At 36.6% G+C, this 26,013-nt stretch carries 26 protein-coding genes and 1 pseudogene; 7 read left to right on the forward strand and 20 right to left on the reverse strand.

All coding sequences use genetic code 11. The features are described 5' to 3' along the window. Window positions 1-2 precede the first annotated feature (2 nt). From LWE_RS09755 to LWE_RS09820, 14 genes and pseudogenes are all read right to left on the reverse strand, one after another. Window positions 3-722 carry a DnaD domain-containing protein gene (locus LWE_RS09755; RefSeq protein ID WP_011702680.1) on the reverse strand — a complete coding sequence of 240 codons (720 nt, stop codon included), beginning with the start codon at window positions 720-722 and terminating at the stop codon, window positions 3-5. A gap of 150 nt (window positions 723-872) precedes the next feature. Beyond that, window positions 873-2,165: an asparagine--tRNA ligase gene (gene asnS, locus LWE_RS09760; protein ID WP_011702681.1), complete on the reverse strand. Its 1,293-nt coding sequence runs from the start codon at window positions 2,163-2,165 to the stop codon at window positions 873-875. A 13-nt stretch (window positions 2,166-2,178) separates the two neighbouring features. After that, entirely contained in the window at window positions 2,179-3,360 is a 1,182-nt protein-coding gene (locus LWE_RS09765; protein WP_011702682.1) for a pyridoxal phosphate-dependent aminotransferase, read from the reverse strand. A gap of 22 nt (window positions 3,361-3,382) precedes the next feature. Then, window positions 3,383-3,968, reverse strand: a pseudogene (locus LWE_RS09770) (cell wall elongation regulator TseB-like domain-containing protein). A gap of 44 nt (window positions 3,969-4,012) precedes the next feature. Then, window positions 4,013-6,799: an ATP-dependent DNA helicase DinG gene (gene dinG, locus LWE_RS09775; RefSeq protein WP_011702684.1), complete on the reverse strand. Its 2,787-nt coding sequence runs from the start codon at window positions 6,797-6,799 to the stop codon at window positions 4,013-4,015. 94 nt (window positions 6,800-6,893) lie between these two features. After that, the gene (gene panD / locus LWE_RS09780; RefSeq protein ID WP_011702685.1) at window positions 6,894-7,277 is read right to left on the reverse strand and encodes an aspartate 1-decarboxylase; all 384 of its coding nucleotides are present in this window, start codon (window positions 7,275-7,277) and stop codon (window positions 6,894-6,896) included. A 3-nt stretch (window positions 7,278-7,280) separates the two neighbouring features. Then, window positions 7,281-8,138 carry a pantoate--beta-alanine ligase gene (gene panC, locus LWE_RS09785; protein WP_011702686.1) on the reverse strand — a complete coding sequence of 286 codons (858 nt, stop codon included), beginning with the start codon at window positions 8,136-8,138 and terminating at the stop codon, window positions 7,281-7,283. Between the two features lie 3 nt (window positions 8,139-8,141). After that, the gene (panB, locus tag LWE_RS09790) at window positions 8,142-8,975 is read right to left on the reverse strand and encodes a 3-methyl-2-oxobutanoate hydroxymethyltransferase (RefSeq protein WP_011702687.1); all 834 of its coding nucleotides are present in this window, start codon (window positions 8,973-8,975) and stop codon (window positions 8,142-8,144) included. Window positions 8,976-9,141: 166 nt separating this feature from the next. Then, on the reverse strand, window positions 9,142-9,615 hold the full coding sequence (locus LWE_RS09795; protein WP_011702688.1) for a thioredoxin family protein: 474 nt from the start codon (window positions 9,613-9,615) through the stop codon (window positions 9,142-9,144). A 147-nt stretch (window positions 9,616-9,762) separates the two neighbouring features. Then, the gene (locus LWE_RS09800) at window positions 9,763-10,740 is read right to left on the reverse strand and encodes a biotin--[acetyl-CoA-carboxylase] ligase (protein WP_011702689.1); all 978 of its coding nucleotides are present in this window, start codon (window positions 10,738-10,740) and stop codon (window positions 9,763-9,765) included. After that, window positions 10,730-11,911: a CCA tRNA nucleotidyltransferase gene (locus tag LWE_RS09805; RefSeq protein ID WP_011702690.1), complete on the reverse strand. Its 1,182-nt coding sequence runs from the start codon at window positions 11,909-11,911 to the stop codon at window positions 10,730-10,732. The genes LWE_RS09800 and LWE_RS09805 overlap by 11 nt, the downstream gene beginning before the upstream one ends. 14 nt (window positions 11,912-11,925) lie before the next feature. Continuing rightward, the gene (mgsA, locus tag LWE_RS09810) at window positions 11,926-12,330 is read right to left on the reverse strand and encodes a methylglyoxal synthase (RefSeq protein WP_011702691.1); all 405 of its coding nucleotides are present in this window, start codon (window positions 12,328-12,330) and stop codon (window positions 11,926-11,928) included. 15 nt (window positions 12,331-12,345) lie between these two features. Then, window positions 12,346-13,137: a 4-hydroxy-tetrahydrodipicolinate reductase gene (gene dapB / locus LWE_RS09815; RefSeq protein ID WP_011702692.1), complete on the reverse strand. Its 792-nt coding sequence runs from the start codon at window positions 13,135-13,137 to the stop codon at window positions 12,346-12,348. Between the two features lie 2 nt (window positions 13,138-13,139). Then, window positions 13,140-13,469 carry a nucleotide pyrophosphohydrolase gene (locus LWE_RS09820; protein ID WP_011702693.1) on the reverse strand — a complete coding sequence of 110 codons (330 nt, stop codon included), beginning with the start codon at window positions 13,467-13,469 and terminating at the stop codon, window positions 13,140-13,142. Between the two features lie 139 nt (window positions 13,470-13,608). Between LWE_RS09820 and LWE_RS09825 the strand changes: the two genes are divergently transcribed. Next, entirely contained in the window at window positions 13,609-14,475 is an 867-nt protein-coding gene (locus tag LWE_RS09825; protein WP_011702694.1) for a YitT family protein, read from the forward strand. Here LWE_RS09825 and LWE_RS09830 read toward each other — a convergent pair. Beyond that, entirely contained in the window at window positions 14,465-15,571 is a 1,107-nt protein-coding gene (locus tag LWE_RS09830) for an NAD(P)/FAD-dependent oxidoreductase (protein WP_011702695.1), read from the reverse strand. The two genes, LWE_RS09825 and LWE_RS09830, sit on opposite strands and share 11 nt — an antisense overlap. A gap of 307 nt (window positions 15,572-15,878) precedes the next feature. Here LWE_RS09830 and LWE_RS09835 point away from each other — a divergent pair, with 307 nt between their 5' ends. The 6 genes from LWE_RS09835 (at window position 15,879) to LWE_RS09860 (ending at window position 22,634) form a co-directional block, all read left to right on the forward strand. Then, complete coding sequence (locus tag LWE_RS09835; protein WP_011702696.1) at window positions 15,879-17,015, forward strand: GGDEF domain-containing protein; 1,137 nt, start codon at window positions 15,879-15,881, stop codon at window positions 17,013-17,015. A gap of 25 nt (window positions 17,016-17,040) precedes the next feature. Continuing rightward, the gene (locus LWE_RS09840) at window positions 17,041-18,168 is read left to right on the forward strand and encodes a GGDEF domain-containing protein (protein ID WP_011702697.1); all 1,128 of its coding nucleotides are present in this window, start codon (window positions 17,041-17,043) and stop codon (window positions 18,166-18,168) included. After that, a complete protein-coding gene (locus LWE_RS09845) occupies window positions 18,165-19,169 on the forward strand; it encodes a hypothetical protein (protein ID WP_011702698.1) in 1,005 nt (334 codons plus the stop codon). Before LWE_RS09840 ends, LWE_RS09845 begins: the two co-directional genes overlap by 4 nt. Before the next feature lie 18 nt (window positions 19,170-19,187). After that, the gene (locus LWE_RS09850) at window positions 19,188-19,871 is read left to right on the forward strand and encodes an EAL domain-containing protein (protein WP_011702699.1); all 684 of its coding nucleotides are present in this window, start codon (window positions 19,188-19,190) and stop codon (window positions 19,869-19,871) included. A 112-nt stretch (window positions 19,872-19,983) separates the two neighbouring features. Then, complete coding sequence (locus LWE_RS09855) at window positions 19,984-21,627, forward strand: NAD-dependent malic enzyme (protein WP_011702700.1); 1,644 nt, start codon at window positions 19,984-19,986, stop codon at window positions 21,625-21,627. A gap of 2 nt (window positions 21,628-21,629) precedes the next feature. Further along, entirely contained in the window at window positions 21,630-22,634 is a 1,005-nt protein-coding gene (locus LWE_RS09860) for a serine hydrolase domain-containing protein (protein ID WP_011702701.1), read from the forward strand. Between the two features lie 324 nt (window positions 22,635-22,958). Here LWE_RS09860 and LWE_RS09865 read toward each other — a convergent pair whose 3' ends face one another. The 5 genes from LWE_RS09865 to LWE_RS09885 are packed head-to-tail and all read right to left on the reverse strand — an operon-like array spanning window position 22,959 to window position 25,970. Then, entirely contained in the window at window positions 22,959-23,273 is a 315-nt protein-coding gene (locus LWE_RS09865; protein ID WP_011702703.1) for a DUF4176 domain-containing protein, read from the reverse strand. Next, window positions 23,274-23,909, reverse strand: a complete 636-nt coding sequence (locus LWE_RS09870; protein WP_219932287.1) for a DUF443 domain-containing protein — start codon at window positions 23,907-23,909, stop codon at window positions 23,274-23,276. Then, a complete protein-coding gene (locus LWE_RS09875; protein WP_011702705.1) occupies window positions 23,906-25,330 on the reverse strand; it encodes a T7SS effector LXG polymorphic toxin in 1,425 nt (474 codons plus the stop codon). The genes LWE_RS09870 and LWE_RS09875 overlap by 4 nt, the downstream gene beginning before the upstream one ends. Further along, complete coding sequence (locus LWE_RS09880; RefSeq protein WP_011702706.1) at window positions 25,327-25,680, reverse strand: DUF3958 family protein; 354 nt, start codon at window positions 25,678-25,680, stop codon at window positions 25,327-25,329. The genes LWE_RS09875 and LWE_RS09880 overlap by 4 nt, the downstream gene beginning before the upstream one ends. Further along, entirely contained in the window at window positions 25,677-25,970 is a 294-nt protein-coding gene (locus LWE_RS09885; RefSeq protein ID WP_011702707.1) for a TIGR04197 family type VII secretion effector, read from the reverse strand. The genes LWE_RS09880 and LWE_RS09885 overlap by 4 nt, the downstream gene beginning before the upstream one ends. Window positions 25,971-26,013 lie beyond the last annotated feature (43 nt).

A 26,013-nucleotide genomic window follows, 5' to 3' on the forward strand; every position in this document is an offset into this window, starting at 1 on the left:
CGTCACCCTTTTCTTTTTTCAAGCCAATCGTATAATGGAATAGATCCTGCGCTTTTTTTCACTTCACTTTGGTTGATAGTCTGGCTTGTACGACCATTTTGGTGAAATTCTTCTGCTACTCGTTTAGCGTCTTCTATCGTTTTAACACCTTGTTTTGACCAATTTAGTAAAATTCGATCAATATAACGGAAATTTAATTTTTGAGAGATAACGGCTTCTTTCAATGCTTCTTTTATTAAATCAGGGCTTGTATGGTCTTGGTCTAGCCATGCAGACAACATTTCTGCTTCCATTGGCGAAAGCGGTCTACCAAATTCTGTTTCAAAAAGGCTGTATAAATTAGTTTGTTTTTCTATCTGTTTTTCTTGTTTTGCATCCGCTTCCCTATTTTCATATAAAGCCACTAATTTCCCCCATAAAGGTGCTAAATTGTATTGCTCTGAAATCATAAGTGAATGATCTTGGCTTTGCTCGATGGCAATTACTCCTTTTTTTAGAAGAGAGTCCATTGTTTTAATGGTTTCTTCTAATCGAAGTGTGGTACGATCTGTTAACATTTCCATCGAAGGAAAAAATTCAGCTTCTGACGCAAATGATTGTATTTGAATTAAAAGTACTAGTTCCATCTCATTTAAGCCGATTTTAGCATAATTCTTCACTAATACTTGTGGTAATGTCACTTGTCCTTCTGTCATCCATTTTTCGAGAATTTTTTGATTCATTATAAACACCTCACTACAAAATTATAACATGGTTTTCAGGGGAAAAATATAAAAGTACTGCTAAAATAATCAAATCCATTAGAAAACCAATTTTTCTATCATGTAGTTGACACAAAAAAAGTGAAGCCAGTAATTGGCCTCACTTTTTAATTAAGGATATAGACGGTTTAATAAGCGTGGGAATGGAATTGTTTCACGAACATGTTCTGTTCCGGAAATCCATGCTACTGTGCGTTCCAAGCCAAGTCCAAAACCGGAATGTGGTACGGAACCATAACGCGCTAAATCAAGATACCAGCTGTATGCTTCTTGGTCTAAGTCGAAATCTTCCATTCTAGCTTGCAGTGTTTCTAAATCGTGAATACGTTCAGAACCACCGATAATTTCTCCATAACCTTCTGGAGCAATCATATCAGCACATAAAACAACTTGATTGTTTTCTGGATCTTCTGGCATATAGAACGGTTTAATGGCTTTTGGATAATGAGTAATGAATACAGGTTTTTCGAAGCTATCCGCAATGGCTGTTTCATGCGGTGCACCAAAATCATCTCCCCAAACAATATCATCAAAGCCAAGTTCATGTAAACGTTCAATAGCTTCTGTATAAGTAATACGCGGGAAAGGCGCAACCATTTTTTCTAAATGACTAACATCACGGCCCAGTCTATCTAGCTCTAAGCGACAGTTATCTAAAACTGCTTTTACTAGATAAGCTACATAGTTTTCTTGCACTTGTAAGCTATCTTCTAATTTGTAAAACGCCATTTCTGGTTCAATCATCCAGAATTCAATTAAATGGCGGCGTGTTTTGGATTTTTCAGCTCGGAAAGTTGGTCCGAATGAGAATACTTTCCCGAAAGCCATTGCTGCAGCTTCCATATATAATTGGCCACTTTGAGAAAGAAACGCATCTTCTTCAAAATATTTCGTATGGAATAGTTCGGTTGTTCCTTCTGGTGCACTACCAGTCAAGATTGGTGGATCAATTTTTAGGAATCCTTCTTTGTTGAAAAATTCATAACTAGCGCGAATAATTTCATTACGGATTTTCATAATCGCATGTTGACGATTAGAACGTAGCCATAAATGACGATGATCCATTAAAAATTCAGTACCATGTTCTTTCGGTGTGATAGGGTAATCATGCGATTCACTGATTACTTCTACCCCAGATACAGCCATTTCATAACCGAATGGCGAGCGTGTATCTTCATTAATTGTACCCGTTACATAAAGGCTTGTTTCTTGTGTTAATGCTTTTGCTGAAGCGAACATATCATCGCCAACTTCTGCTTTGACGACAACGCCTTGCATAAATCCTGTTCCATCACGTAATTGTAAAAAAGCAATTTTACCACTTGAACGCTTATTCGCAAGCCATGCCCCAATTGTTACTTCTTTTCCGACAAATTCGGATGCTTGATTGATTGTAATTTTCACTTGTCTACACTCCCTATTTCATAAAACTTTTTATTCGATTTATAGCTTCTTGGAATAAGTCTGGATTTGTTGCATAAGAAAGGCGTATATAGTCGGGCATTCCGAATCCTGAGCCTGGAATCACTGCGACTTTCGCTTCTTCTAAAAGAGCTGCTACAAAAGCATCTACATCCTGAAAACCTTTTTTATGTGCCGCTTCTTTTACTTCAATAAAGAAATAAAAGGCGCCATCTGGTTTTTTCGGTTTAAATCCTGGAATGCTGTCTAGTTCTGGATAAAAGCGCTCCATTCGTTCTTCAAAAGCTTTATACATTTTTTCTGGAACTTCTTGGCTACCAACATAAGCCTCCAGTGCTGCATACTGGGCATTGGCTGTTGGGTTACTTGTCAAATGGTCCGCCAGTTTACTCATTCCAGCAATGATTTCTTTATTCGCAGCAGCGTAACCAATACGCCATCCAGTCATGGAATACGCTTTTGATACGCCATTAATCACGATAGTTAAATCATACAAACGCTCACTCAGACTTGCGATAGAAACTAAATCAGCTTTGTTACCATAATATAATTTCTCGTATATTTCATCTGATAAAATATAAATCTGATGTTTTTCAGCTACTGCTCCAATCGCTGCTAATTCATCTTTTGTATAACACATACCAGATGGGTTATTGGGCGAATTTAACACAATTGCTTTTGTTTTATCAGTAATCGCTTGTTCAAAGTCAGCTGCCGAAATTTTGAAATCTGCATCAAAACCGGTTTCTACAAAAACGGGAACCCCGCCAGCTAATTTTACTTGTTCTGGATAAGTAACCCAGTATGGAACGGGAACAATGACTTCATCACCAGGATCCAAAATCGTTTGAAATGCAGAATATAAGACATGCTTTGCCCCTGTCCCAACAAAAATTTGATTGGTTTTATAGGTTAATGACTGGTCTTTTTCGAGTTTATCAACAATTGCTTGCTTTAATTCGATTATTCCACTTGAAGGAGTATATTTCGTAAATCCCTTATTCATAGACTGTATTGCTGCATCGATAATATTTTGCGGGGTATTAAAATCTGGCTCCCCAGCACCTAATCCGATAACATCAATTCCTTCTTGCTTCATTTGTTTTGCTTTTGCCGTAATCGCGAGTGTTGGCGACGGGGCTACTCCTTTGACACGTTTTGAGAGCGGTAAGTCCATTTTATTCCCTCCTCCAATTTAATTACAAATTCTCAATTTCTCTGTACCATTCACCTGTTTCAAAGTCAATGTCAAAGTAATTTAGTTTGTCATTCTCATCTAAATAAGCAACTTCCCAAATAGGAGTTCCTTTTTCCATTCCTAAAGTAACATGTAAAATTTTCTTAGGTTTCTTCTCTTTTGTTACTTTGTCACGCGCCTCTTTTGCTGTAATACCTTCAGACGCGTATTTAACATATACTTTGCCGGATTTTTTCTTTGGAACCCAGACAATAATATTCTTATTTTTACTATTCTTACCAGTTAGTACGTAATAGACTTCTTTTGGACCATTATACAAATAAAATTTATCAGTAGTTTTTATATCAACTTGACCACTGATTCTGTCTAAAGCTTCTGTCTCTGCATTGGTTACAGGTTTCTCTGCATATCGAAAATACAGAAAAGCTGCCACGATAAGCACAATAATTATGCCGAGAATAATCGCTATCCATTTGCCAATCTTACGCTTAGGTTTTCTATTTCGCAACATAATCTCGCTCATTTCTATTTCTAAATTACCGGAAAATTTCCCGGCTATATGCAATTTCATTTTCGCATAGATACATTATAGCAATAGCAGCCATAGATTTGAAGTCATATCAGCAAAAATTTAACCTTCCTTAAAGAATTCACTCACTTCTTCAAGCAAATCGGCTTGTTTTCCTTTTAAAATCGGAGCGCTAGGAATAGATTCTAAAAATGCTTTTCCAAATCTGGTTGTATCCACCCGGTTATCAAATACAAAAACAATTCCACGATCTGATTCACGTCTAATTAATCTGCCAAATCCTTGTTTAAAACGCAAAACTGCTTCTGGTAAAGAATAAGTTTGGAAAGCATTCTCCCCTCGCTCTTTTCTTAGAGCAATTTGTGCTTTGGTATAAGGGTCATCCATTGGTGCAAAAGGAAGCCTCACAATAACAAGACAAGATAAATCTTCCCCTGGGATATCAATCCCTTCCCAAAAACTTGTCGTTCCAAGTAAAATTGCTTTATCAAACATTTGGAATTGCTTTGTTAGTCTTGCGACACTTCCTGCTGAAACGCCCTGCGCTAGAACAACATATTCTTCTAATGACTTTTCATTTTTCATATGATAATACGTTTTTTGCAACATTTCTGAAGCAGTAAAAAGAACTAACATCCGACCGTTTGTTTTCACAGCTATATGACGAATATATTTAGCCAGTTCTGCTGTATAGCGTTCGATTGGTGTGTCTTTAATAGGAGGCATATCATCTGGTATCATCACGCGCGCATTTTCTTTATAATCAAATGGCGACGGAATACGTTTTTCAACTACTTGCTCTTTTTCTAAACCAAGACTTTTTCGCAAATAATCGAATTTTCCATTGACTGTGAGAGTTGCCGAAGTCATAATGACACTTTCTTTTTTTGCAAAAAATTCTTTCCCAAGGGTTGGTTCGACTTCCATTAATACAGCTTTTAGACGAATACTTGAGATAGAATGATTTTTATCTGCTTGTAAATAAATAGTTAAGATGGGAGATTTTTTGTGTAGCATCTGCTCTAACTGCTTAACCATATTTTTCCAATCAAGTAAAAAGGCATACATCTCTTCTAAAAACGCACTTTCAGCTTCTCCCAACTCGTTTTCTTCTTGTTTACCTTGTTCAAGGAGTGTTTCCATATTTTTTTCAGATTCATGAAGTAAGCGAAGTACTTTTTCAGCTGCGTAATATATTGCATCGTTCCAAGCATCTTTTTCGCTATTTTCTACTAAAACTACTTCTTGTAAATTTTTGCGCGTGTCATTTAGTTTCATTTTTAAGAGAGTGAAAAATTCTTCTACTGCCTCGCCAAGCTTCATGACAGCGATGTCTAAATCATATAAACTGTCAGCTTCTGGAAAAGCCATCGCGAGTCTTGTTAGCAGCGAATATTTTTCGAGTGAACCAAGCTGATTCAGGAAATATTTGAGTTTGCGATAAGAAAGAATAAAGCTTCCTTGTGTCCTCGCACTGTCTGCAAAATGGTGCGCCTCATCAATAACAGCAAACGCATATTTAGGTAGTGTCTGTCTCCCAGAAAAATGATCACTTAAAAGAAGAGCATGATTCACGATGACTAAATCAGCATTTTTTGCTTGTTCAATATTAAATTTATAAAAATCATGTGCTAGCCATGGATCATGCTTTTCAGATAAAAACCAGCCAGTATGTTTCATTCGGTTCCAAAACAGCTCTCCACCGCTTGATAAGTTCACTTCATCAATATCACCGGTCGTTGTCTCAGTAAGCCAAACAAGTAATTTCAATTTCGTTACCACTACATCGTACTGCGCATCCACTTCTTGAAGTAATTGTTCAAATTTAAATAAATTCAAGTAGTGATCGCGCCCTTTAAGTAAGCTCGCTTTCACTTTAAAACCAGTTAATTTAGTCAAAAGTGGGACATCTTTTTCAAACAATTGTGCTTGAAGAAGATTGGTATATGTACTTATCACAACCGGTAATTCTGCTTGCTTAGCTTGATAAATAGCAGGTAAAAAGTATCCTAACGATTTCCCAATCCCAGTTCCAGCCTCAATTAAAGCATGTTTGCCTGATTTCATCGCTTGAAAAACCAAATTCATCATTTCAAACTGACCACTTCTTGCATACAGGGGCGCTCCTGCTTTTTTAAATAATGCCATTTTGGCTTCATCTGTTTCAGGAAATCCAAGCAAATCCGCTCTGCTATATGTCGGTTTTTCGACTTCTTTTTTTCGAATCACTAGTCCACGATGTTCAAGAAATGCTGGATCAAGTGGCTCATTTGCTTGTTCTTTTTTCATTTCCATTTCAAATAAAAGCTCTGGTAAATAGCTTTTTAGACTTCCTGATATTGTTGCCATTTGACGAATAATAGGAAGGGGTAAATTTTCTAGTTTTTCAAGAAGTAATAGTAGCAAATCAGCTGTTACTTCGGCATCACTATCAGCGCGGTGAGGCTTATCATGACCAAGACCAAATTCATCTGATAAATCTTGCAATTTATAACTATCTATTCCTGGATACATGATTCTTGCTAGTTCAACAGTATCTAGTTTCTTCATCTTTCCAAGTGAGATACCAGCACGCGTCATTTCTCGTTCTAAAAAAGTCCAATCGAATGAAACATTGTGCGCCACAAAAATAGTATCTTCTAATAAACTTGCTATAATCGGTGCAACATCTTCAAAAAGAGGTGCATTTTTAACATCTTTTGGAGCGATTCCCGTTAATTCTTGAATAAAAGCAGGAATAGGTTTCTCTGGATTCAAAAAAGTAGAGTAGGTTTCCAGTCGTTTTCCAGATTCAACAAAACATGCAGCGAATTGAATAATCCTGTCCTCTCGTGAGGCTTGGTTTCCTGTTGTTTCTAAATCAACGACAATATAGCGTTTCTGTTTCATCTGCTCCACCTCTCTTTCACTGCTTTTATTCAAAAATAATGATTCAAACAAACGAGTAGCTTGAGCAGAAATCCGCTCAAGCTCCCCGAACTGATTATAAAGTCGTATGCGTTTTTTCTTCCGGTAGAATCATTTCAATATGGTTTTTTTCATCTAAAACTACAATTTTTGGTTCATGTTTATTTGCTTCTTCTGTAGTAAACATGCCATAACTCATGATAATAACTACATCACCAACTTGAACATGTCTTGCAGCTGCTCCGTTTAAACAAATCACTCCGCTGCCAGGCTCACCTGGAATTATATATGTTTCAATTCTCGCACCGTTATTATTATTTACAATTTGAACTTTTTCATTTGGAAGCATATCCACCGCTTCTAAAATAGCGGAATCAATCGTAATACTCCCAACATAATTCAGATTGGCTTCTGTTACAGTCGCTCGGTGAATTTTGCCATTCATCATTGTTCTAAACATTTTTTACCGCCTCTTTACATTTATTAATTCATTATCAATTAAACGAGCTTTTGAATATTTCACTGCCGCAGCAATAATTATTCCTTTTGACCAATCAGTCACTGGCGTAAAGTCAGGATAAGCATATAACGCTAGATAAGCGATTTTCTCATGAGCTGTTTGTTCGTTAATTTTATCTGTCATCATTTGGACAATTTTTGTTTCGTCTGTCTCACCAGATTCAATTAATTGTCGCCCCAGTTGTAAAGCAGCGTGAATAACCGGCGCTTCTTTACGTTCTTTATCTGTTAAATAGACATTCCGTGAACTTTTTGCTAGTCCATCGGTTTCTCTTACAGTAGAAATAATTCGCAAGTTTACCGGAAAAAAGTAATCTTCTACTAAACCTGAAACAACGGCTACTTGTTGAGCATCTTTTTGACCAAAATAAGCATTATTTGGATTTACTAGATGAAATAATTTGGTCAAAACTGTCACTACACCATCAAAATGGCCTTCACGATCAGCACCATCTAGCACAGAAACCCGCTTGATTACATGTAGTTTTGTGGCTAGTTCGACCGGATAAATTTCTTCTACACTAGGTACAAATAAAATGTCTACTCCGCCTTCTTCTGCAAGTTTTGCATCATGAGCTTCGTCCCGTGGATAAGCATCAAAATCTTCATTAGGTCCAAACTGGGTTGGATTCACAAAAACACTCATAACCACGACATCATTTTCTTTTCTTGCATGCTTCACAAGTGTCATATGACCTTCATGTAAAAAACCCATCGTTGGTACAAAACCAATTGTTTTATTTACCTGTGTTTCTTTTAGAATGGCTTCTTTAAGCGCTTGTTTATTTCGAATAATTAACATTGGTTATTCCCTTCCATAAAGGCCTTTTAAATCTTCCTCTGCCATTGTGAAGCTATGTTTTACTTCTGGAAATGTTTGCTCTTTAACTTCTTTCACATAACTTGTCAGCGCTGGTTCAATTGTTTCATCAATATCTGCATACGCTTTTACAAATTTTGCTCGACGACTGATGCCATAACCAATAATATCATGGTAAACAAGCACTTGGCCGTCTGTTTCCACTCCCGCACCAATACCAATCGTTGGAATAGTAAGCGCTTTGGTTACTTTTTCAGCTAGTTGACGAGGAATTGCTTCAAGCACAATGGCAATAGCACCTGCCGCTTCGACAGCTAAAGCATTATCAATCAATTCTTGTGCTTCTTGAACAGACTTAGCACGTACTTTATAACTCCCCGTTAAACCAACACTTTGTGGAGTTAAACCAAGATGTGCTACAACCGGTGCACCTGCTTCTGTCAAACGAGCAATTTTATTAACAACTTCTCCTGCGCCTTCTAATTTTACAGCATGCGCGCCACTTTCTTGAATAATTTGACGAGCGTTTTGAATCGTTTCATCCACAGAACCATGATATGTCATGAAAGGCATATCTGTGACAACAAACGTATTCGGGGCACCACGTTTCACAGCTTTTGTATGATGAATCATATCATCAATCGTTACTGGCACCGTTGAATCATAGCCTAAGACTACCATTCCAAGGGAGTCCCCAACTAAAATCATATCAGCTGCTGCTTGCTCCACGTTCTTTGCAGAAGGATAATCATAAGCAGTAATCATCGTGATTTTCTCTCCACTTTCCTTCATAGCATAAAAATCTACTGGTCTTTTCATTTTCTTAGCTCCTTTTCGTCCCTGTTAAATGGCTTTAATCAAGGCAAAAACATATTTTTGGTAGTAGCATTAGTATGATCCGGTAAGGGTATCATCCACTCTTTGCTACCATAAGTATAATAACATAAATAAGAGCTTACTTAAAGTATGTAAATTGAAGAGAGGCTTACTCTGAAACCTCTCCAGTTACTTTATTCATCCAATGAGTTAGTTTCTCTGGTTCATCTGTTGCTGCATAGGTGGACGCTACTTTTCCATCTTTTAAATATACCATTGTGGGAACAGAATCAATATCCATTTTTTTTAAGAGCGCAATCATATCATCACGACTTTTTTCAGAGGCTTTATCCGTATTATAATAGTTCATGTTTTGATTTAGTTTTCTTTCTTTCAGTTCTTTCTTGAGGATAGGTTGAAATGCTTGGCAATCTTCGCATGTAGGTCTTCCTACATACACAAATCCAGTTGTTTTGTCAGCCATTTGTTGTTTGAAATCTTTGGTGGAAATGGTATTTAAAAAAGTGGCGCTTTCTTTTTCTGTTTGGTTTGCCTTCTCTTCCGTTTCTTTTTTATCTTCACCACATGCTCCAAGTGTAAGAACTGTAGTAATTATCGCTATTAGTAATAGAATTTTTTTCATACAAACAACTCCTTCGTGCTTATTATACTAAATTTTTTTCATAAAAGAAAAACTCGAAAAAGTGATTTTCACACTATATTTTCGAGTTAAAAGATATGTTTTCGGTTATTTTATTAGCTTAAAATACTTCTTTTCATAGCAGATTCATTATTTTTCATTATCCAACAAAATATCTGCGGAATAAATCGAATGAACTTCTCCTAAATTATCTTGAAGTAAAAGCACGCCCTCATCAGAAATGCCTTGTACTTTTCCATATATTTTTCCTTTTGTCGTGCTAGCGGTTAGTTTTTCACCAAATGGAATTGCTTTTGTTTCCCATAGTAATTTTATTGGTGCAAACCCTTTATCTAAGAAAAGTTCATAATATTTTTCTAAGGATGCTAAAATTTCTTGTAATAGTGCTTTTCTAGAGATGCTTTCACCTAATTCAAGTTTGAGTGAACTAGCTTTATCTTTAATTTCTTCTGGAAATACTTGTTGATTTACGTTAATTCCCATGCCAATAATAACCGCGTGGATGGTTTCTGCTTCGGCTTGCATTTCTGTTAATACACCACAAATTTTTCGTTTACCAATATAAATATCGTTTGGCCATTTTATTCTTGGTTCGAGTTTCGTGATATTTTCAATTGCTTCAGTGATAGCAAGCGAGGCGATAAATGTGAATTGTGGTACTTTTTGAATAGGGATTTGAGGTTTTAAAATGACACTCATCCATATTCCTTCACCCTTTTTGGAATTCCACGGTCGAAGTAAACGACCTTTGCCAGCGGTTTGCTCATCCGCCACAATAACGGTTCCTTCTGGGCTCGTATCTATTTGTTGATGGGCAATGATTTGTGTAGAGCTTACCGATTCATGGATTTCAATATGTTGACCAATAAATTTTGTTTCTAGACCGAGTAAAAGCGCATCTTTTGTGTATTGTTCAGCCGTTGCGGATAAACGATAACCACGATTTCTAACCGCTTCAATTTCAAAACCTTCTTTACGTAATGCTTCCATTTGTTTCCAAACGGCCGTACGCGAGCATCCTAGGCTATCCGCAATTTCTTGCCCAGATAAATAAGCGCCATCACTTTCTGTAAATAACGCAAGTAATTTTTCTCGATTATTCTTCATGATAGCCTAGCCACCTTTTAATATGTTTTTTGTCATTATTAATTGCTTGGGAAAGTACAGCTGACTCAACCTTATCCAACGTGTCTTTTATCCATGGTCCGGCGCTTTTGTCTGCCCATTCAAGCAAATCGCCTCCAGTAATGGCTAAGTCTTTTTTGGAATGTATTGGCAGTGTTTCGTACAGCTGATCTAGTTCATTTTGTTTGTTTTCTTGTCCCCGAATCACATTTATTTCATTCACTAACGAAAATACTTCTTTGCCAGCGTAATAGAGTTCTTCTTTCTGCCAATATTCTTTTCCGTTTAGTGCGTATTGATAGGCTTGGTTAACTAATTGAATCGTTTTATTTGGTAACTTCCACGCTTTTAAGAAAGAGGTAACGTTCGCTTTTTTAACAGCAACAGCAAGCCCAAGCCAAATGACATTTTCAGTTGTCCGTTTATCCCATTCCCAACTAGCAAAAGGAATTAGTGCTGATTTTTCTCCTTTTAAGCCCGGCAAATAGGTTTCCATTTCTACTTTCAAAAGAACATTTATTGCGCGTTTCACAGCTGGCCCTTTCATTAACTTCACCCATTCAACCGTGATTCGTTCCACAGAAGTATGCTGTAATAAAGCGATATTTTTTTGCAGGGCGTTTTCGGTTTCTTTGTCTAAGTGAAAATCAAGTTGACTAAGAAAGCGAACTGCTCGCATCATTCTAAGCGCATCTTCCTGAAAACGTTCGGAAGCCTTGCCTACTGCTTTAATTTCCTTATTTTGAATGGCTAATTGCCCGAAAAATGGATCATGTAATTCGAAATGTTCATCCATCGCAATCGCATTCATCGTAAAATCGCGACGCTGCAAATCTTCTTTTAGCGAGCGAATAAATGTCACTTCACTGGGACGTCGAAAATCTTCATAAGTACCCTCTGTTCGAAAAGTAGTCACTTCATAACATTCTTTATTTTCTCTAACGGTAACGGTTCCATGCGCAATCCCCGTATCATAAGTTGATGGAAAAATTTCTTTTACTTCTTCTGGGAAAGCACTGGTTGCAATATCAACATCGGAAATCGTTCTACATAGCAAGTAATCTCTGACAGATCCGCCAACAAAATACGCTTCAAATCCCGCAGTAGTTAATTTTTGCAATACAGGAAGCGCTTTTAGAAAAACGTCATTCATCTGTCATCGCTCCTTTATTCATCATTCCTTCTTAAATCTCGCCAGTCTAGAAATCCAGACTCTAAACCACGAATTAAAATCTCTGCTGTACCAATATTTGTTGCCAAAGGAATTTCGTATACATCGCATAATCGAATGAGTGCAGTCACATCGGGTTCATGCGGCTGAGCAGTTAGTGGGTCACGTAAGAAAATAACTAAATCCATTTTATTTTCCGAAATACGTGCGCCAATTTGTTGGTCCCCGCCAAGTGGTCCAGATTTAAAACGATGAACAGAGAGACCAGTAGCTTCAATAATTCGTAAACCAGTTGTCCCAGTTGCATATAACTGATGTGGTTCAAGCAAATGTTTGTAGGCTATTGCAAATTCTTCCATCAAATCTTTCTTTTCATCATGCGCGATTAATGCGATATGCATCTCATTCACCTATCCTTAGTCTAAAATATTTTCTAAGCCATAAATAAGTGTTTCCAGTTCTTTGGTTTTACGAATAGAAAGCGCCACTCCTGACATAAATGAAATCCGATCATAGGAATCGTGACGAATAGTCAAGCCTTGTCCTTCTGCTCCAAAAATAACTTCTTGATGCGCAACCAGTCCAGGTAAACGTACACTGTGAATACGCATTCCTTCATATTCTGCTCCCCTTGCGCCTTCCATTAATTCTACTTCATCTTCGGCACCCTGCTTAACGAATGTACGATTTTCTGCCATCATCTCAGCTGTCTTCACAGCCGTACCACTTGGCGCATCTAATTTATTATCATGATGTAATTCAATAATTTCTACATTTGGAAAATATTTAGCCGCTTTTTGAGCAAATTGCATCATTAATACAGCACCCACAGCAAAATTTGGCGCGATTAATGCACCAATTTTTTTCGTTTCAGCAATTTCTCTTAAGCTTTCGATTTGTTCTGGTGTAAAGCCAGTAGTTCCAACAACTGCGCGTACACCATGTTCTAAAATAGTTTTCGTGTTACTATACCCTACTTTAGGCGTCGTAAAATCAACCACACAATCTGGTTTTGCTTCTTCTAACATTTCACTTAAATTAGCATAAACAGGTACATCTAATGAGCTAAACTCCACGATTTCGCGGATGTTTTTCTCTTTTGGTTCGTGGTCAAGTACTGCAACTAACTCTAAATCTTCCTCTCTTAAAACGGTTTTAACAACCTCATGTCCCATTCTACCTTTAAATCCAGATACTGCTACTTTCATTCTTATTTTTCCTCCTTTTTAGTCCAGCGGTCTTTATCACGATTTTTAAATTTCGCCATGACCGTATCGTGTGCTTGCTCCATATCAATATCAAGTGAATTAGCCATACACGTCAAAACAAAGAGACAATCTCCCAGTTCTTCTGCTACAGTTTTTGCTTGCTCACTTGTTTTCTTTGGTTTTTCACCATAATAATGATTGATTTCTCTGGCCAGTTCTCCCGTTTCTTCTGTAATACGAGCCATCATAGCGAGCGGGGAAAAGTAACCTTCCTCGAATCCACCAATGAAATCATCCACTTCTTTTTGTATTTCTGCCATTGTTTTCGCCATAGGTTTTCCCCCTTTTTGTGGTAAACTAAAATAGATTTTAAGCGTCATTGTTAACTTCATTTCATTATACCTAAACAAATACATGCAAGTCCATGATTTTTTACTTACATATTAAATAGTTTTCAGGGAGGGAAAAACGATGCTAAAAACACTGCGCACAAAAAATATATGCTTTATTATGCTTGGAACGGCGATTTACGCATTTGGATTAGTTAACTTTAATATCGCGAATAATCTTGGTGAAGGCGGGCTAGCTGGAGTTACATTATTTTTACTTCACTTCTTCCAAATTGATCCTGCATACTCTAACTTAATATTAAATATCCCTTTATTCATCATAGGTTGGCGTATTCTTGGTAATCGTTCACTCATTTATACCGGAATTGGAACCGTCAGCTTGTCACTGTTTTTATGGATTTTTCAGCGTATCCCTTACACATTAGATTTACATAGCGATTTACTTTTGGTAGCACTTTTTGCTGGTGGTTTTAGTGGTATTGGGCTAGGACTGGTATTCCGATATGGTGGAACAACAGGCGGAAGTGATATTATCGCCAAATTACTTCATCATACAAAAGGAATTAGCATGGGACGCACCCTTTTTGCTATTGATGCAATTGTCCTTGCCGCTTCCTTATCCTACTTAGATGTTCGCCAAGTAATGTACACGCTTGTCGCTGTTTTTATCGGTTCACGCGTAATCGATTTTGTGCAAGAAGGAGCTTATGCGGCTCGGGGTGCTCTTATTATTTCCAAAGATAATGACGCCATTGCTTCTCATGTGATGCTCTCAATGAATCGAGGTGTGACTGTGCTTGAAGGTCGCGGCGGATTTTCTAAAATTGAGCAGGATGTTCTTTATATTGTGGTTGCCAAAAATGAAATTATTCAATTAAAAAACATTGTTCAAGCAGTCGATCCTCATGCTTTTGTTTCCGTAAGTGTTGTTCATGATGTGATGGGCGAAGGTTTCACACTTGATGAAGATAAAAACCCTATTTACTAATATATTTATCTGGATTGTAATGTTCTAAAGGTAAATCCACTGAATGGCCAAGTGCTAAGTCTGCCAAAAGTTTGCCAACATATGGTCCAGTGGTTAATCCAGAAGCACCAAGTCCATTAGCTAAAAAAACGGAATCAAAGCCTGGTAAATTACCAATCAGCGGCGCAAAATCGGGTGTGTAAGGTCTTGTTCCAACAGCTACATGAGCAATTTTTCGTTCCAAATCGCCTTCCATAAACTGGGTAATCTCTGTTAATATTTCCGTTTGACCGGCGGCTGTTGGTTCTGTATCAAATCCAGCAGCTTTTTCATGTGTTGCTCCCACAATAATTTTCCCATTATCAAAAGGAACAATTGATTTTGCGCTAGGAGGAAGTATTACTGGCCAATCATCTGTTTCAAACTCACTAAAATCTAATTCAAGTAATTGCCCTTTTTGCGCTAAAACATCTGTATGAAAACCTGCCTCTTGCAGTAAATCAGCTAGCCAAGCACCTGAGGCGATAATTAATTTATCATAGCTTGTTTTATTTCCATCCACATGAATATCTCCGTTTGAAGAAAAATGCGCTCGTCCTGATTTAATGTCGACACCATTTTCTTTCGCTGCATAAAGTAAAGTATCACAAAATAAGCTACCATTCACTCGCGCCGCTCCACTTACATAAATAGAACGAAATCCGGGCTTTACTAAAGGAAATTTTTGCCTCGTTTCCGCTTCAGATAATTGTTCAATTTCTCCCATAATCGGCGCTTCTATCCGTCTTTCTTTCGCAAGGTTGAAAAGTTCCATTATTTTTTCATCTGATTGTCGTAGGGCAAGAACGCCGACTTGTTTATAGCCGGGATCTCGCCCAGTTTCTTCACTAAGCATTCCTGCTATTTCCTTATAAAAGGTAGCACTATTTTTTGCTAATTCATACCAGTATTTATTTCGTCTTTTGGAAAGCCATGGACAAATAATTCCGGCAGCTGCTCTTGTTGCTTGCCCCGGTTCGTTTGAATCAATTAACGTTACGTGAACAGCTTCTTTCGATAATATGTATGCTGCGGTAGCTCCGACAATTCCACCACCAATGATGACTATTTTTTCCATGTTTACACCCCTCTATATCAATTGTGACACAAGTTGACTTTTTTATAACTCTTTGTAATAATATGTGAAAATAGTTAAGTTTACAAACTACTAAAAATCCTCTACTTCATTCTATCCATTGTACTGAAATCCAGCTTTAATTACAAAAAGGCAGATTTTAGCTTGTTTCGACGTTCCTATCAATCGACCGTAATTACCCGTTGATTGGTTTGATGAACTACGTAATGCTAAAATTCTTATATTTTTTGAAATCTGTCTAAATTAACTTTTCAGCTGATTAGTTATGCTGAGATATGGGAGATTTTTTATGCCAAATATTCTTGATTCATTATGGAACAGCATGGCGCTTTTTTTATCAGCGCTTTTTTTTCACGGAATGGCGCTTCGGTCCATTAGAGAAAAAAAGCCAGCTTGGTTCCAAATTAAATTTGCAAATGAAATTATTAATTATTCACTGGGCATTTATTATGGCTTTCTTGGTGTTTATTTTATTCTCCGCGGATTACCTGGCACAGACTCTGGAATTTATACAGATATGTTATTAAATATTTTAATTGTTCTACATTTATTTTCATCAGCAGGACCAGCTACTATTGCGCTACTTCTTATTATTACGGGTAAACTTTTTCTAGGTGATGCTCTTTTCGCTAATTTAGTTTATGTGTTTTTAATTATTGGATTTCATTTTATTTGTATGGAAGTTGCTAAATTACGACTTAGTTCTGTTCAAAAAGTCATTTTAGTCAAGCTTAGTGCAGTACCACTTATGCTTTTTTACTTACATCAAAAAATACACCTCGAATATACACTAGATGACCTGCCTACTTGGATTCTTTACTTTTTGGTCTCTTTTTTTATTACTTTTATTCTTATTTCAGCAGCTTATTATATTGATACATCGAATAAGCTAATATATGATTTACAACAATCAACAATCCTTGATCCACTTACAGGCTTAACGAATTTCCGTCATTTTGACAAAACATTTGAAACCGCCTTTCATCATGCCACTTTAAAAAAATCGAATTTAAGTATCATCATTATTGATATTGATTATTTTAAACGGGTAAATGATACATATGGCCATTTAGTAGGAAATAGTGTTTTATCTACTTTTAGTCAAATGCTTTTAAAAATTAGCTTTCCACCAAATACAGTTATCTCTCGCATTGGAGGCGAAGAATTTGCGATTATCTTGCCAAATATTAATGTGAGCGAAACAGAGCATTTGGCAGAGAAAATCCGACGAAAAGTCGAAAAAATCGAGATTCCAATTGCTGCATCTGGTTCAGTTATTACTATTTCTGCTGGAATCGCGAATTATGATGGGCACAATTATCCAACAGCGGATGAATTACTCCATGCAGCTGATCAAGCCCTTTATAAAGCAAAACGGAATGGGCGAAATCAAGTACACATTCGTCAAACAGAGCCAGTTATTTAAGAGAGTAAAAAGGAGATGAGTCCGTTTGTTTGAACTAGTTAATTCATACATAGACAGTTTAGCACTCTTTTTAGCTATCCTTTTTATTCAAGGGATGTCTTTTCGTAAAATAAGACAATATCGCCCAAATTGGTTTCAAAATGGTGGTAGAAGATTGTTTCTTTCAATTCTTCTAGGTATTTATTATGGTTTGGCTGGTATTTATTTCATTTATGAAGGAGCTTACGAAAACAACCCTATCATTTATACGAATATGCGAATTTTAATTTTAATGGTTACAACGGTTTTCGGTGGTCGTATTCCACTTGTTGTTACTTATCTAATCATGCTTTTTGGAAGAATTAGCTTTGATGTGGCTTCCCCCGTTACTAGTCGTTATGTTATTTTAATGACATTAATTTTTGCTGCTTGTTTACTCGTTTCTTATTGGAAAAAACAGCGCTTCTCTAAATTTATCGCTTTAATCATTTTAAATTTTCCAGCGATACTTTATTATTTCGTAAACAATTTCGAGCAAGAGCGAATTTTACGTGGCTTTGAAATCATCGAGTACTTCCTACTTTTCTTCGTAACAGCTTTACTCGTATTTTATGCATGTAATTATATCGATAAAAGTAATCTCGTTATCCAAAATTTAACCGAAACCGCGATGACAGATAGCTTAACTAATTTACCAAATATGCGTTTTTTTACCCAACAATTCGGATGGATTTTTAATAAAGCGCAGAAAAGAAAAAAAGCACTCTCCCTCTTCATTATTGATATTGATCATTTTAAAGAAATTAATGATTTTCATGGTCACCAAGCTGGAAACACTGTCTTAGCGCAGTTCAGCACGATCCTTAAAAATCGCACATTTCCTCCTAGAACGATGTTTGCGCGCATTGGTGGCGAAGAGTTCGCTGTCTTACTTCAAAATGTCGGGACCGAGCAAGCGGCCTTGATTGCAGATTTTTTGCGGGAAGAAATTGAACGAGCTAAATTCCCCTATAATCCAGCAAGCGGAAATGTCACTGTATCGATTGGTGTAGCTGCTACAAATGGCAATTTTGCAACTACCGAATCACTTTTTGAAGCTGCTGACCAAGCACTCTATCAAGCAAAACAAAATGGACGTAACCAAATCGCCATTCATCAGGGGGAAAACAAATGAAACGAATCGTCCTTATTATGATTCCAATATTGCTGATTGCTCTTGGACTTTATTTTCTCTTTCGACCTGAAGTGAAGGAAACTTCAAGTGCCCCAAAAGAAACGACCCCAACTTCCACTACTGTTCAGACTTATGTAAAAGAAAACTATACAACAAAAAACGGATTAATTGTTGATTATAAGGATGCAAAAGAACCGCATTATTTAGCAGAGAGCATTGGCCTTTATATGGAATATTTAGTCATGGTAAATGATAGTAAAACTTTCCAACAACAAGTAAGTATTTTACAAAAAAACTTTCTTACAGAGAATCATTTTATCAAATGGGAAGCAACAGAAAAAACAACTACTAATGCTATTGTTGATGACTTTCGAATTACCGAGGCACTTTATCAAGCGAGTGAAAAATTTCATTATCCAAGTTACAAAACGCTTGCAGATCAACTGATAGCTAATACCCAAAAATATAGCTCCATAAAAAATGTTCCTGTAGATTTCTATGATTTCGTCCAGAAGAAAAAAGCAAGTACGTTACATTTGAGTTATTTAAATATCCAAGCGATGCAACATTTCAATTACAATAAAAAAGCCTATTCACCTATTCAAAACGTTACCGCTCAGCCATTTTTTACAGAAGTGTTTCAAAACGAACAATTTGAATATGCAGACCAAAAAGAAGTCAACATGATTGATCAAATGCTTATTGCCTTAGCTTATTATGATAAAAACGGCACTATAGAGCCAAATTTCGATAAATTTTTGCAAACAGAACTTGCTTCAAAAGGAAAAATTTATGCTAGATATGACAGAGATACACAAAAACCAAACTCTGAAAACGAATCCAGTGCGGTTTATGCCTTTTTGACACAGTATTTTAACAAGACAAATCAAACTAAAAATGGTAAAATCACCACAGAGTTATTATCGAAAATGGATACATCCAATCCTGAAACGACTCATTTTTTCGATTATATAAATAAAGAAATAACTCTTAAGAAATAACGGAAAGAAGTTGGACAAATGAAAAAGCCCTCCATAAGTGAGATTATTGATCAAAATCTTTTTGATACAATATACGAACCGATTGTTGCTGTTGAAAATACGCAGGTTTTCGGATATGAATCACTCACTCGCTTAAAAACGAATCACTGGAACGCCATTAGTGATTTTATCGAAGAAGCGGAACAGGATGGTCTGCAAAAAGCCTTTGAACTGCTCACACTACACAATGCAGTCAAACGCTTTAAAAAAGGCGAAAATACGCCACTATTTGTCAATATTTCCTATGATACATTTTTAGAAAATCAAGAAGAACTACATGAAACTCTTCTTGATAACGGGAAAATAGTTTTTGAATTTTTGGAAACATCCATGTTACCACAAGATCGCATGAACGACTTAGAAAAACAACTACATTTATTCCAGAAAAAGCATAAGACTAAATTTGCTATTGATGATTTTGGCTCCGGTTACGCTGATTTGCATCGCGTGTTTGCGCACCATTCTGATTTTGTAAAAACAGATCGCTTATTACTACGAGATTTATTCGAGAGTGATGGCAAAAAAATCTTCTTTCAGCAACTTCATGATTATGTTAAGAAACACCATAAATCCTTGATTGTCGAAGGTGTCGAAACAAAAGAGCAACTGAAATTTCTCCAAGACATCGGCATTCCATATGCCCAAGGTTATTATTTTCATTAAGCTTTACAAAAGAAAATCTGATTTATTTTCAGGTTTTCTTTTTATTTGGAATCAGTTGTTATTCTCACTTCCCCCATGTAAAATAGAATAGAATGAAAAAGGAGTGTTGAAAATGACTTTTAAACCCGGCTTTGACATCATGAATAATCCACTACTAAACAAAGGAACAGCCTTTACCAAAGAAGAAAGATCTAACTACAATTTAGACGGATTACTGCCACCAATCATTGAAACAATGGAGCAACAAGCTATCCGTATTGAAAATCAAATTAAAAATTTAGAAACCGCACTACATAAGCATCAACTATTAACAAATTTATATAACGAAAATCGTACACTTTATTATTATGTTGTTTCCAAAAATGTTACGGAATATTTGCCCCTTATTTATACTCCAACTATTGGGGATGCCGTAATAAACTATCACAAAGAATATTCCGCACCTGATGAAGCTTTATTTATTGATGCCTTTGCTCCTGAAAAATTAAAAACCTCTATTGAAAACTATGCAAAAAATAATCCAGCTATCGATATGATTGTTATTACTGATGGGGAAGGCGTTCTCGGTATTGGAGACTGGGGTGTAAATGGCGTCAAAATCGCTGTTGGAAAATTAGCTGTTTATACCGTTGCTGCTGGGCTTGCTCCCGACCGCGTTCTTCCAGTGGTGATTGATGCTGGTACAAATAATAAGTCATTACTTGATGATCCGCTTTATTTAGGCAATAAACGACCACGCCTTTCAGAAAAGGAATATGATCTTTTTATTGCTTCATTCGTTGCAATCATGAATGAAGTCTTTCCAAAAGCGATTCTTCACTGGGAAGATTTTGGAAGAGCAAATGCGAGCCGTATTCTTCAACATTATCGCGATAAAATTTGCACTTTTAATGATGATATTCAAGGAACTGGTGCAATGGTAGTAGCAGCAGCACTTGCCACAATTCACGTTTCTCATATTCCTTTAAACAAACAAAAGATTATTATTTTTGGCGCTGGGACTGCTGGAATTGGAATTGCTGATCAACTTAGCGCACAATTAATGCGCGAAACCGGTCTTCCTTTTGATACTGCAAAAAAACATTTTTATTTAGTAGATCGAAATGGATTAATACTTGATAATATGACGGATTTAACTACTGGTCAAAAGAAATATGCGCAACAAGCTTCTGAATGGGCTAGCATGCCTGCTGGTACTTTAGAAGAGTTAGTTGAAGCAATCCACCCAACAATGCTGATTGGCTGTTCTGGCGTTACTGGTGCGTTTAAGGAGAGCATTGTCAGAAAAATGAGCGACCACACTGAACGTCCAGCTATTTTGCCGCTTTCTAATCCAACTAAATTAGCCGAAGCAACTGCAGCAGATTTAATCAACTGGACAGACGGTAAAGCTCTTATCGTAACGGGCAGCCCATCTGAACCAGTAGAATATCAAAACACGACGTATGAAATTGGGCAAGCAAATAATGCGCTTCTTTATCCAGGTTTAGGGCTTGGCGCGCTTGTTACACGTGCCAAATTTATTACTGATGGGATGCTAGCAGCGGCTTCGAAAGCAGTTGCTGATCAAATTTCACCGAGCGAACCAGGAGCAGCTCTTTTACCCCACGTGCGTACACTTAGGGAGACTTCTCAGGCCGTGGCTATTGCTGTAGCTAACGAAGCGGTAAAAGAAAATATCCATCAAATCGAATTAACAAACATCCGTGAAGCTGTCGAACGAGAGATGTGGCACCCCACTTACAAAGGAGTTTAGTTATGTTCTATAAAACAAAGCACGCGCTTGATAGGCTTGTTCAAAACGGTTCTACCCCAGGAATTAGTTATCAAATTAAAACAAAAGATACAGAAGAAAATAATATAATGGGGCTGAAATCTGTTTTTCCAGAAGCAGAGATTCTCCCTAGGTCTATAGAAAATATTTACGATATCGCTTCTCTAACCAAAGTAATTGCTACAACGACACGTATATTACAACTTGTGGAGCAACAACAGCTTCAATTAGAAGATCCAGTTCAATCCTACCTATCAGATTTTCGGTTTGATGACGTTACTATTTTGCATTTACTCACTCATAGCTCTGGACTAGCGCAAAATATACCTAACTTCCTAATGGAAACTAAAGAAGATGTTAAAAGATATGTTTATGCAACGCCGCAAATAAATCCTTCTGGAACAAATGTCACGTACGCCGATGCCAATTTTCTACTTCTCGGTTATTTGATTAATCAATTGGATGGTAATTACGAACAGTCCATCCAAAAAAACATACTAGAACCACTGCAAATGACTCATTCCAACTTTCATCCTACTAATAAAAATCAAGTCATTCCAACCGAACTCGACCAAAAACGCGGCTTAATTCAAGGAGAAGCACATGATTTCAAGGCTTGGATAGCGAAGTCAAATACAGGTCACGCGGGGCTTTTTAGTACATTAGCGGATCTTTCCAAATTTCGTGATGCACTTATTCTACAAAACGGCTCCCCTATCCTTTCAGAAAAAACAGTACAATTAATGCAAACTAATCACACACCAGGCCTAAACAGAACACGTGGACTTGGATGGGATCTTCATGGTGATTCTGTTTTATATCACACTGGATTCACTGGCACATTTATGGTGCTCGATTTAAAACACCAAGCAAGCCTTATCGTTTTATCTAACCGAGTCCACCCAAGCCGTGCCAATCCAAATTTCGTCTTAAAAAGAGAGAGCATTGTTGATGTTTTTTTAGAAGAAGTTACAGCAATTAGTTTATAAGCTAAACTTCCTAAGAGTGTATACAAAACGAGAAATCATTTTACCTACACTCTATGACTTTTTATTTTTTGCTTTTAGTATAGAAAAAGAAGCAGGAATCTTATATACACCATTTTACAAAATAGCTCTATAAAGTGATTTCTGCTTCTTTGTTTTGGAGGTTTTAAGACCCGATTTTATTTATGCCTCAACCTCATATTATTATTCGCTATGTGCATTTTTATCATAACTTCAATTTTTAAAATAATGATTTTCCCTAGTTCTGTTGGTTGACCATTTTGTTGAAGTGCTTTTGTTAACTCTTAGCATGCGATTACATATTAATTAGATTTCATTGTTTTCCAAGGGTCTATCAACAACGCCTTTCTTAATTCTCGATGCATTATTTTCTGCCCAGTTTGAGTATAAATCTTGGAATCGAGCTTCATCTTCATCATAAAATCCTGTAAACAATACTTCATCAATATTTTCTGCATTAAAATATAATACCTCGCTCGCTACTAAGCCTACAGGATAAACGCATCCCGAATAATCAAACTTATTCGTTCTCCCATCTACTACTACCAAGGGACCTCGATTTAAAATCATAATTTTTTTTGATCCTTCTTTTAAATATACTACACTTCCTATAGTCAGCATCTAATTTACCTCCAATATTTCAATTTTATACTCATCTGCGTTATATGCTAGATAATTTGTTAGTAAAAATATAAATATGACTATTGTGTAGCAAAATGAAAGTATCCAATAGCCCTTTACTATAATAAATAAATAAGCTCCTATTACTAGTACTGCTAAAAATAAAACATAGACACATACAGATTTAAAATAATAAGGCCATTTTTGTGGTCTTAGTTTTATCAGAACTTCTTGATTACCCTCTCTATTTTTGCACTTAATTTTATTTCTTTTGCTATAAATTATTCGAATAAGCACACCAAAAATAGATAAAATACATAAACTTAAAATTAGACCGCCCTCGAAAAATTTCATCAAAAACGAGGGAAGGACTAAATTGCTTATAATTATTACACACATCAATAAAATAACTCGAATTGAATGACTAGACTTATAAGCTTTTTTTATAATTAAATCATCAGCATCCATTTGAGGAATTAAAATAGCCTTCTTTGGTATTAGCCAACTTAAAGCAAAAAGAATAAATCCATAGAAACCTCTATCCATATCTATCAAATAAAATTTTGAATCATATTCTAAAATTTTATAACGTGTATTTTTAAAAATAGGTCTGATTTTTCCAACATTAATCTTCACCACGCCCAATTCATTGGATTAATTGACTCGCCTACATGACTAATCGCCTGACCAACATCTTTTATTCTATCTTTTGACCAACTGACCCCTTCATCAATTTTATCACTAGCCCAATCAATACCAGAATCTAATTTATCCCCAGCCCAGTCTAAGCCGTCTTGAATATGAAGAATATTATTATCATATAAATAATCAAATCCTACACTAACAATAGTACCAACAGCTATACCTCCAAGAACCGCCCATCCACCTGGATTAGATACAAGTAACCCTACACCAACTGTTCCAAGTATACCAGCACCAGTACCTATTCCAGTAGAAATAGTATTGTGCGAAATGGCTTGACCTACAGTTTTTCCTTTATCATTCATATCATCATACATTCCTAGCCCAAATCCAGCAACTACGAAGCCATAACCTAAGGACTTTCCGGCAGTAGAAATATTTTTCCCGTATTTTATCATTTGTGATCCTACACCATTTGGATTAACCATCACGAAGGAATTTACACCATCAGGTCCTTTAATCCCTTCTAAAACGTTAATTATACCAGAAAACCTTTTAATACCAACGCCTAATTGTTCGACAAAGTTTGATAGAACATCATTTTTTATATCTGAAATGATATCATCTTTGTTTTCTTTTAAATAATTAATTAATGAGGCAGGTACTTCATCATCTGGATGATTATTGGCAAATTCTAATAAAAATCTTAAATCATCTTGATTCAAGTCGGGAATCTTATCTAAAATAGTTTTCATTTTCTTGTCCGTGTACATTTTATTTATTTTTTGCGTCCAGGTTAAATCATTCGCAGGCGGAACCACAAAAGTCCCTGTTGAAGAATTCCAAGCTGTTTTTGTTTGAGCAATTCCTTGATTAACGGCTTGCTTCAGACTAGCAATTTCCGAAAAAATACTTGGTGAACTCGCATGAAAGGCGACTAATTTTTGAAGTTTTTCTTCAAGTTCTTTTTTACTTCTTTGATAAACATCAATCAAGGCTTGATTGAGATTGAGTTGCATTCGATGATCAGACTCCGGAAGACGGGATTGTATCAATTGGTTTTGAAGCGCATTCGCTTGATTGATTAGAGCATTTGCTTCTCGAATTTGTTCTTCCAATTCTGATTGTTTGAGATCTCCGCTATCGACTTCACTCTGATAGCGTTCAGGAAATTTCTGGACAGCTTCTTTGGTAGCTTCTGTTAAAAGAATTCCAGCCTGAACAAGGGGCAAAAGAACCGCGTTATAAAAAGCTTTTGCTGAATCATATGCTTTTCCTTTCAGTAAAGGGCTATCTGCTGTAAATTGTTGAATCGCTTGTTGAAGAGCTTCATAGCCCTCTATATGTTGCTGGCAAACTTGACTTGTACTGGTCGCTTGGGCTTTGGATTTTGATACATACATATCTAGACTCATGCTTTCGCCTCCCGTTCGTCTAAGAATGCTTTTCTTTTTTCGTAGGCGACTTCATTGATTTGTTCTTCCAGTTCTCTTTTTTCTTGTTGCAAGACTTCTTCCATGACTTCAAGGTGTTCTTGCGTTGAACGTGAGAGAGAGAAAACCCGTTCTTGCATTTGTTCATGCAAAAAGGCTTGATCATTTTTCCGAAACTGCCAGCTAACCTTCTCCACAAATTGAAGCCCTTGTCGAAAATGGATTTCATAGGCTTCTTGAAGTTGCTGGACAGTTCGTCTTTTTTGTTGGTTTTCGTCTTCTTTTCCCATTAACCGACGTTCCTCTTGCTGCCACTCAGTCCACGTCTTCATGGTATTGGGCCTCCAATCGATGAAAGGCTAGCCCCAATTTCTGCATCTTTTGCAGCAAAAGCCTCCGCGACACTCTGCAAGTTTGTACTTGCCATCGTTAAAGCACTTGCAATCTGAGATACTGCTTCCTTTTCTGCTTGAATTGCCATGTGTGCTTGTGTATTGCCTCCCAATGTCGTCGCTTCATCTTTCATAACGGTTGTTCCTTGTTTCTCAAGGATTGAAACAGCTTGTTGAAGCGCAGTGGCTTTTTCTGTGGCTTGTCCCAAATCACTCGCTACTATGCTCATTCCTCATCCTCTCCTTCTCAATTTTATAAAATAAGCCGTTTAT

The sequence above is a fragment of the Listeria welshimeri serovar 6b str. SLCC5334 genome, from assembly GCF_000060285.1.
Classification (GTDB): Bacteria; Bacillota; Bacilli; order Lactobacillales; family Listeriaceae; genus Listeria; species Listeria welshimeri.

Excerpts from the sequence above, each read along its gene's own strand:
- LWE_RS09755 (WP_011702680.1), bottom strand. The coding sequence starts at position 722 with ATGAATCAAAAAATTCTCGAAAAATGGATGACAGAAGGACAAGTGACA.
- LWE_RS09765 (WP_011702682.1), bottom strand. The coding sequence starts at position 3,360 with ATGGACTTACCGCTCTCAAAACGTGTCAAAGGAGTAGCCCCGTCGCCA.
- dinG (WP_011702684.1), bottom strand. The coding sequence starts at position 6,799 with ATGAAACAGAAACGCTATATTGTCGTTGATTTAGAAACAACAGGAAAC.
- panD (WP_011702685.1), bottom strand. The coding sequence starts at position 7,277 with ATGTTTAGAACAATGATGAATGGCAAAATTCACCGAGCGACTGTAACA.
- panC (WP_011702686.1), bottom strand. The coding sequence starts at position 8,138 with ATGTTAATTATTCGAAATAAACAAGCGCTTAAAGAAGCCATTCTAAAA.
- panB (WP_011702687.1), bottom strand. The coding sequence starts at position 8,975 with ATGAAAAGACCAGTAGATTTTTATGCTATGAAGGAAAGTGGAGAGAAA.
- LWE_RS09795 (WP_011702688.1), bottom strand. The coding sequence starts at position 9,615 with ATGAAAAAAATTCTATTACTAATAGCGATAATTACTACAGTTCTTACA.
- LWE_RS09800 (WP_011702689.1), bottom strand. The coding sequence starts at position 10,740 with ATGAAGAATAATCGAGAAAAATTACTTGCGTTATTTACAGAAAGTGAT.
- LWE_RS09805 (WP_011702690.1), bottom strand. The coding sequence starts at position 11,911 with ATGAATGACGTTTTTCTAAAAGCGCTTCCTGTATTGCAAAAATTAACT.
- mgsA (WP_011702691.1), bottom strand. The coding sequence starts at position 12,330 with ATGCATATCGCATTAATCGCGCATGATGAAAAGAAAGATTTGATGGAA.
- dapB (WP_011702692.1), bottom strand. The coding sequence starts at position 13,137 with ATGAAAGTAGCAGTATCTGGATTTAAAGGTAGAATGGGACATGAGGTT.
- LWE_RS09820 (WP_011702693.1), bottom strand. The coding sequence starts at position 13,469 with ATGGCGAAAACAATGGCAGAAATACAAAAAGAAGTGGATGATTTCATT.
- LWE_RS09825 (WP_011702694.1), top strand. The coding sequence starts at position 13,609 with ATGCTAAAAACACTGCGCACAAAAAATATATGCTTTATTATGCTTGGA.
- LWE_RS09830 (WP_011702695.1), bottom strand. The coding sequence starts at position 15,571 with ATGGAAAAAATAGTCATCATTGGTGGTGGAATTGTCGGAGCTACCGCA.
- LWE_RS09835 (WP_011702696.1), top strand. The coding sequence starts at position 15,879 with ATGCCAAATATTCTTGATTCATTATGGAACAGCATGGCGCTTTTTTTA.
- LWE_RS09845 (WP_011702698.1), top strand. The coding sequence starts at position 18,165 with ATGAAACGAATCGTCCTTATTATGATTCCAATATTGCTGATTGCTCTT.
- LWE_RS09850 (WP_011702699.1), top strand. The coding sequence starts at position 19,188 with ATGAAAAAGCCCTCCATAAGTGAGATTATTGATCAAAATCTTTTTGAT.
- LWE_RS09855 (WP_011702700.1), top strand. The coding sequence starts at position 19,984 with ATGACTTTTAAACCCGGCTTTGACATCATGAATAATCCACTACTAAAC.
- LWE_RS09860 (WP_011702701.1), top strand. The coding sequence starts at position 21,630 with ATGTTCTATAAAACAAAGCACGCGCTTGATAGGCTTGTTCAAAACGGT.
- LWE_RS09865 (WP_011702703.1), bottom strand. The coding sequence starts at position 23,273 with ATGCTGACTATAGGAAGTGTAGTATATTTAAAAGAAGGATCAAAAAAA.
- LWE_RS09875 (WP_011702705.1), bottom strand. The coding sequence starts at position 25,330 with ATGAGTCTAGATATGTATGTATCAAAATCCAAAGCCCAAGCGACCAGT.
- LWE_RS09880 (WP_011702706.1), bottom strand. The coding sequence starts at position 25,680 with ATGAAGACGTGGACTGAGTGGCAGCAAGAGGAACGTCGGTTAATGGGA.
- LWE_RS09885 (WP_011702707.1), bottom strand. The coding sequence starts at position 25,970 with ATGAGCATAGTAGCGAGTGATTTGGGACAAGCCACAGAAAAAGCCACT.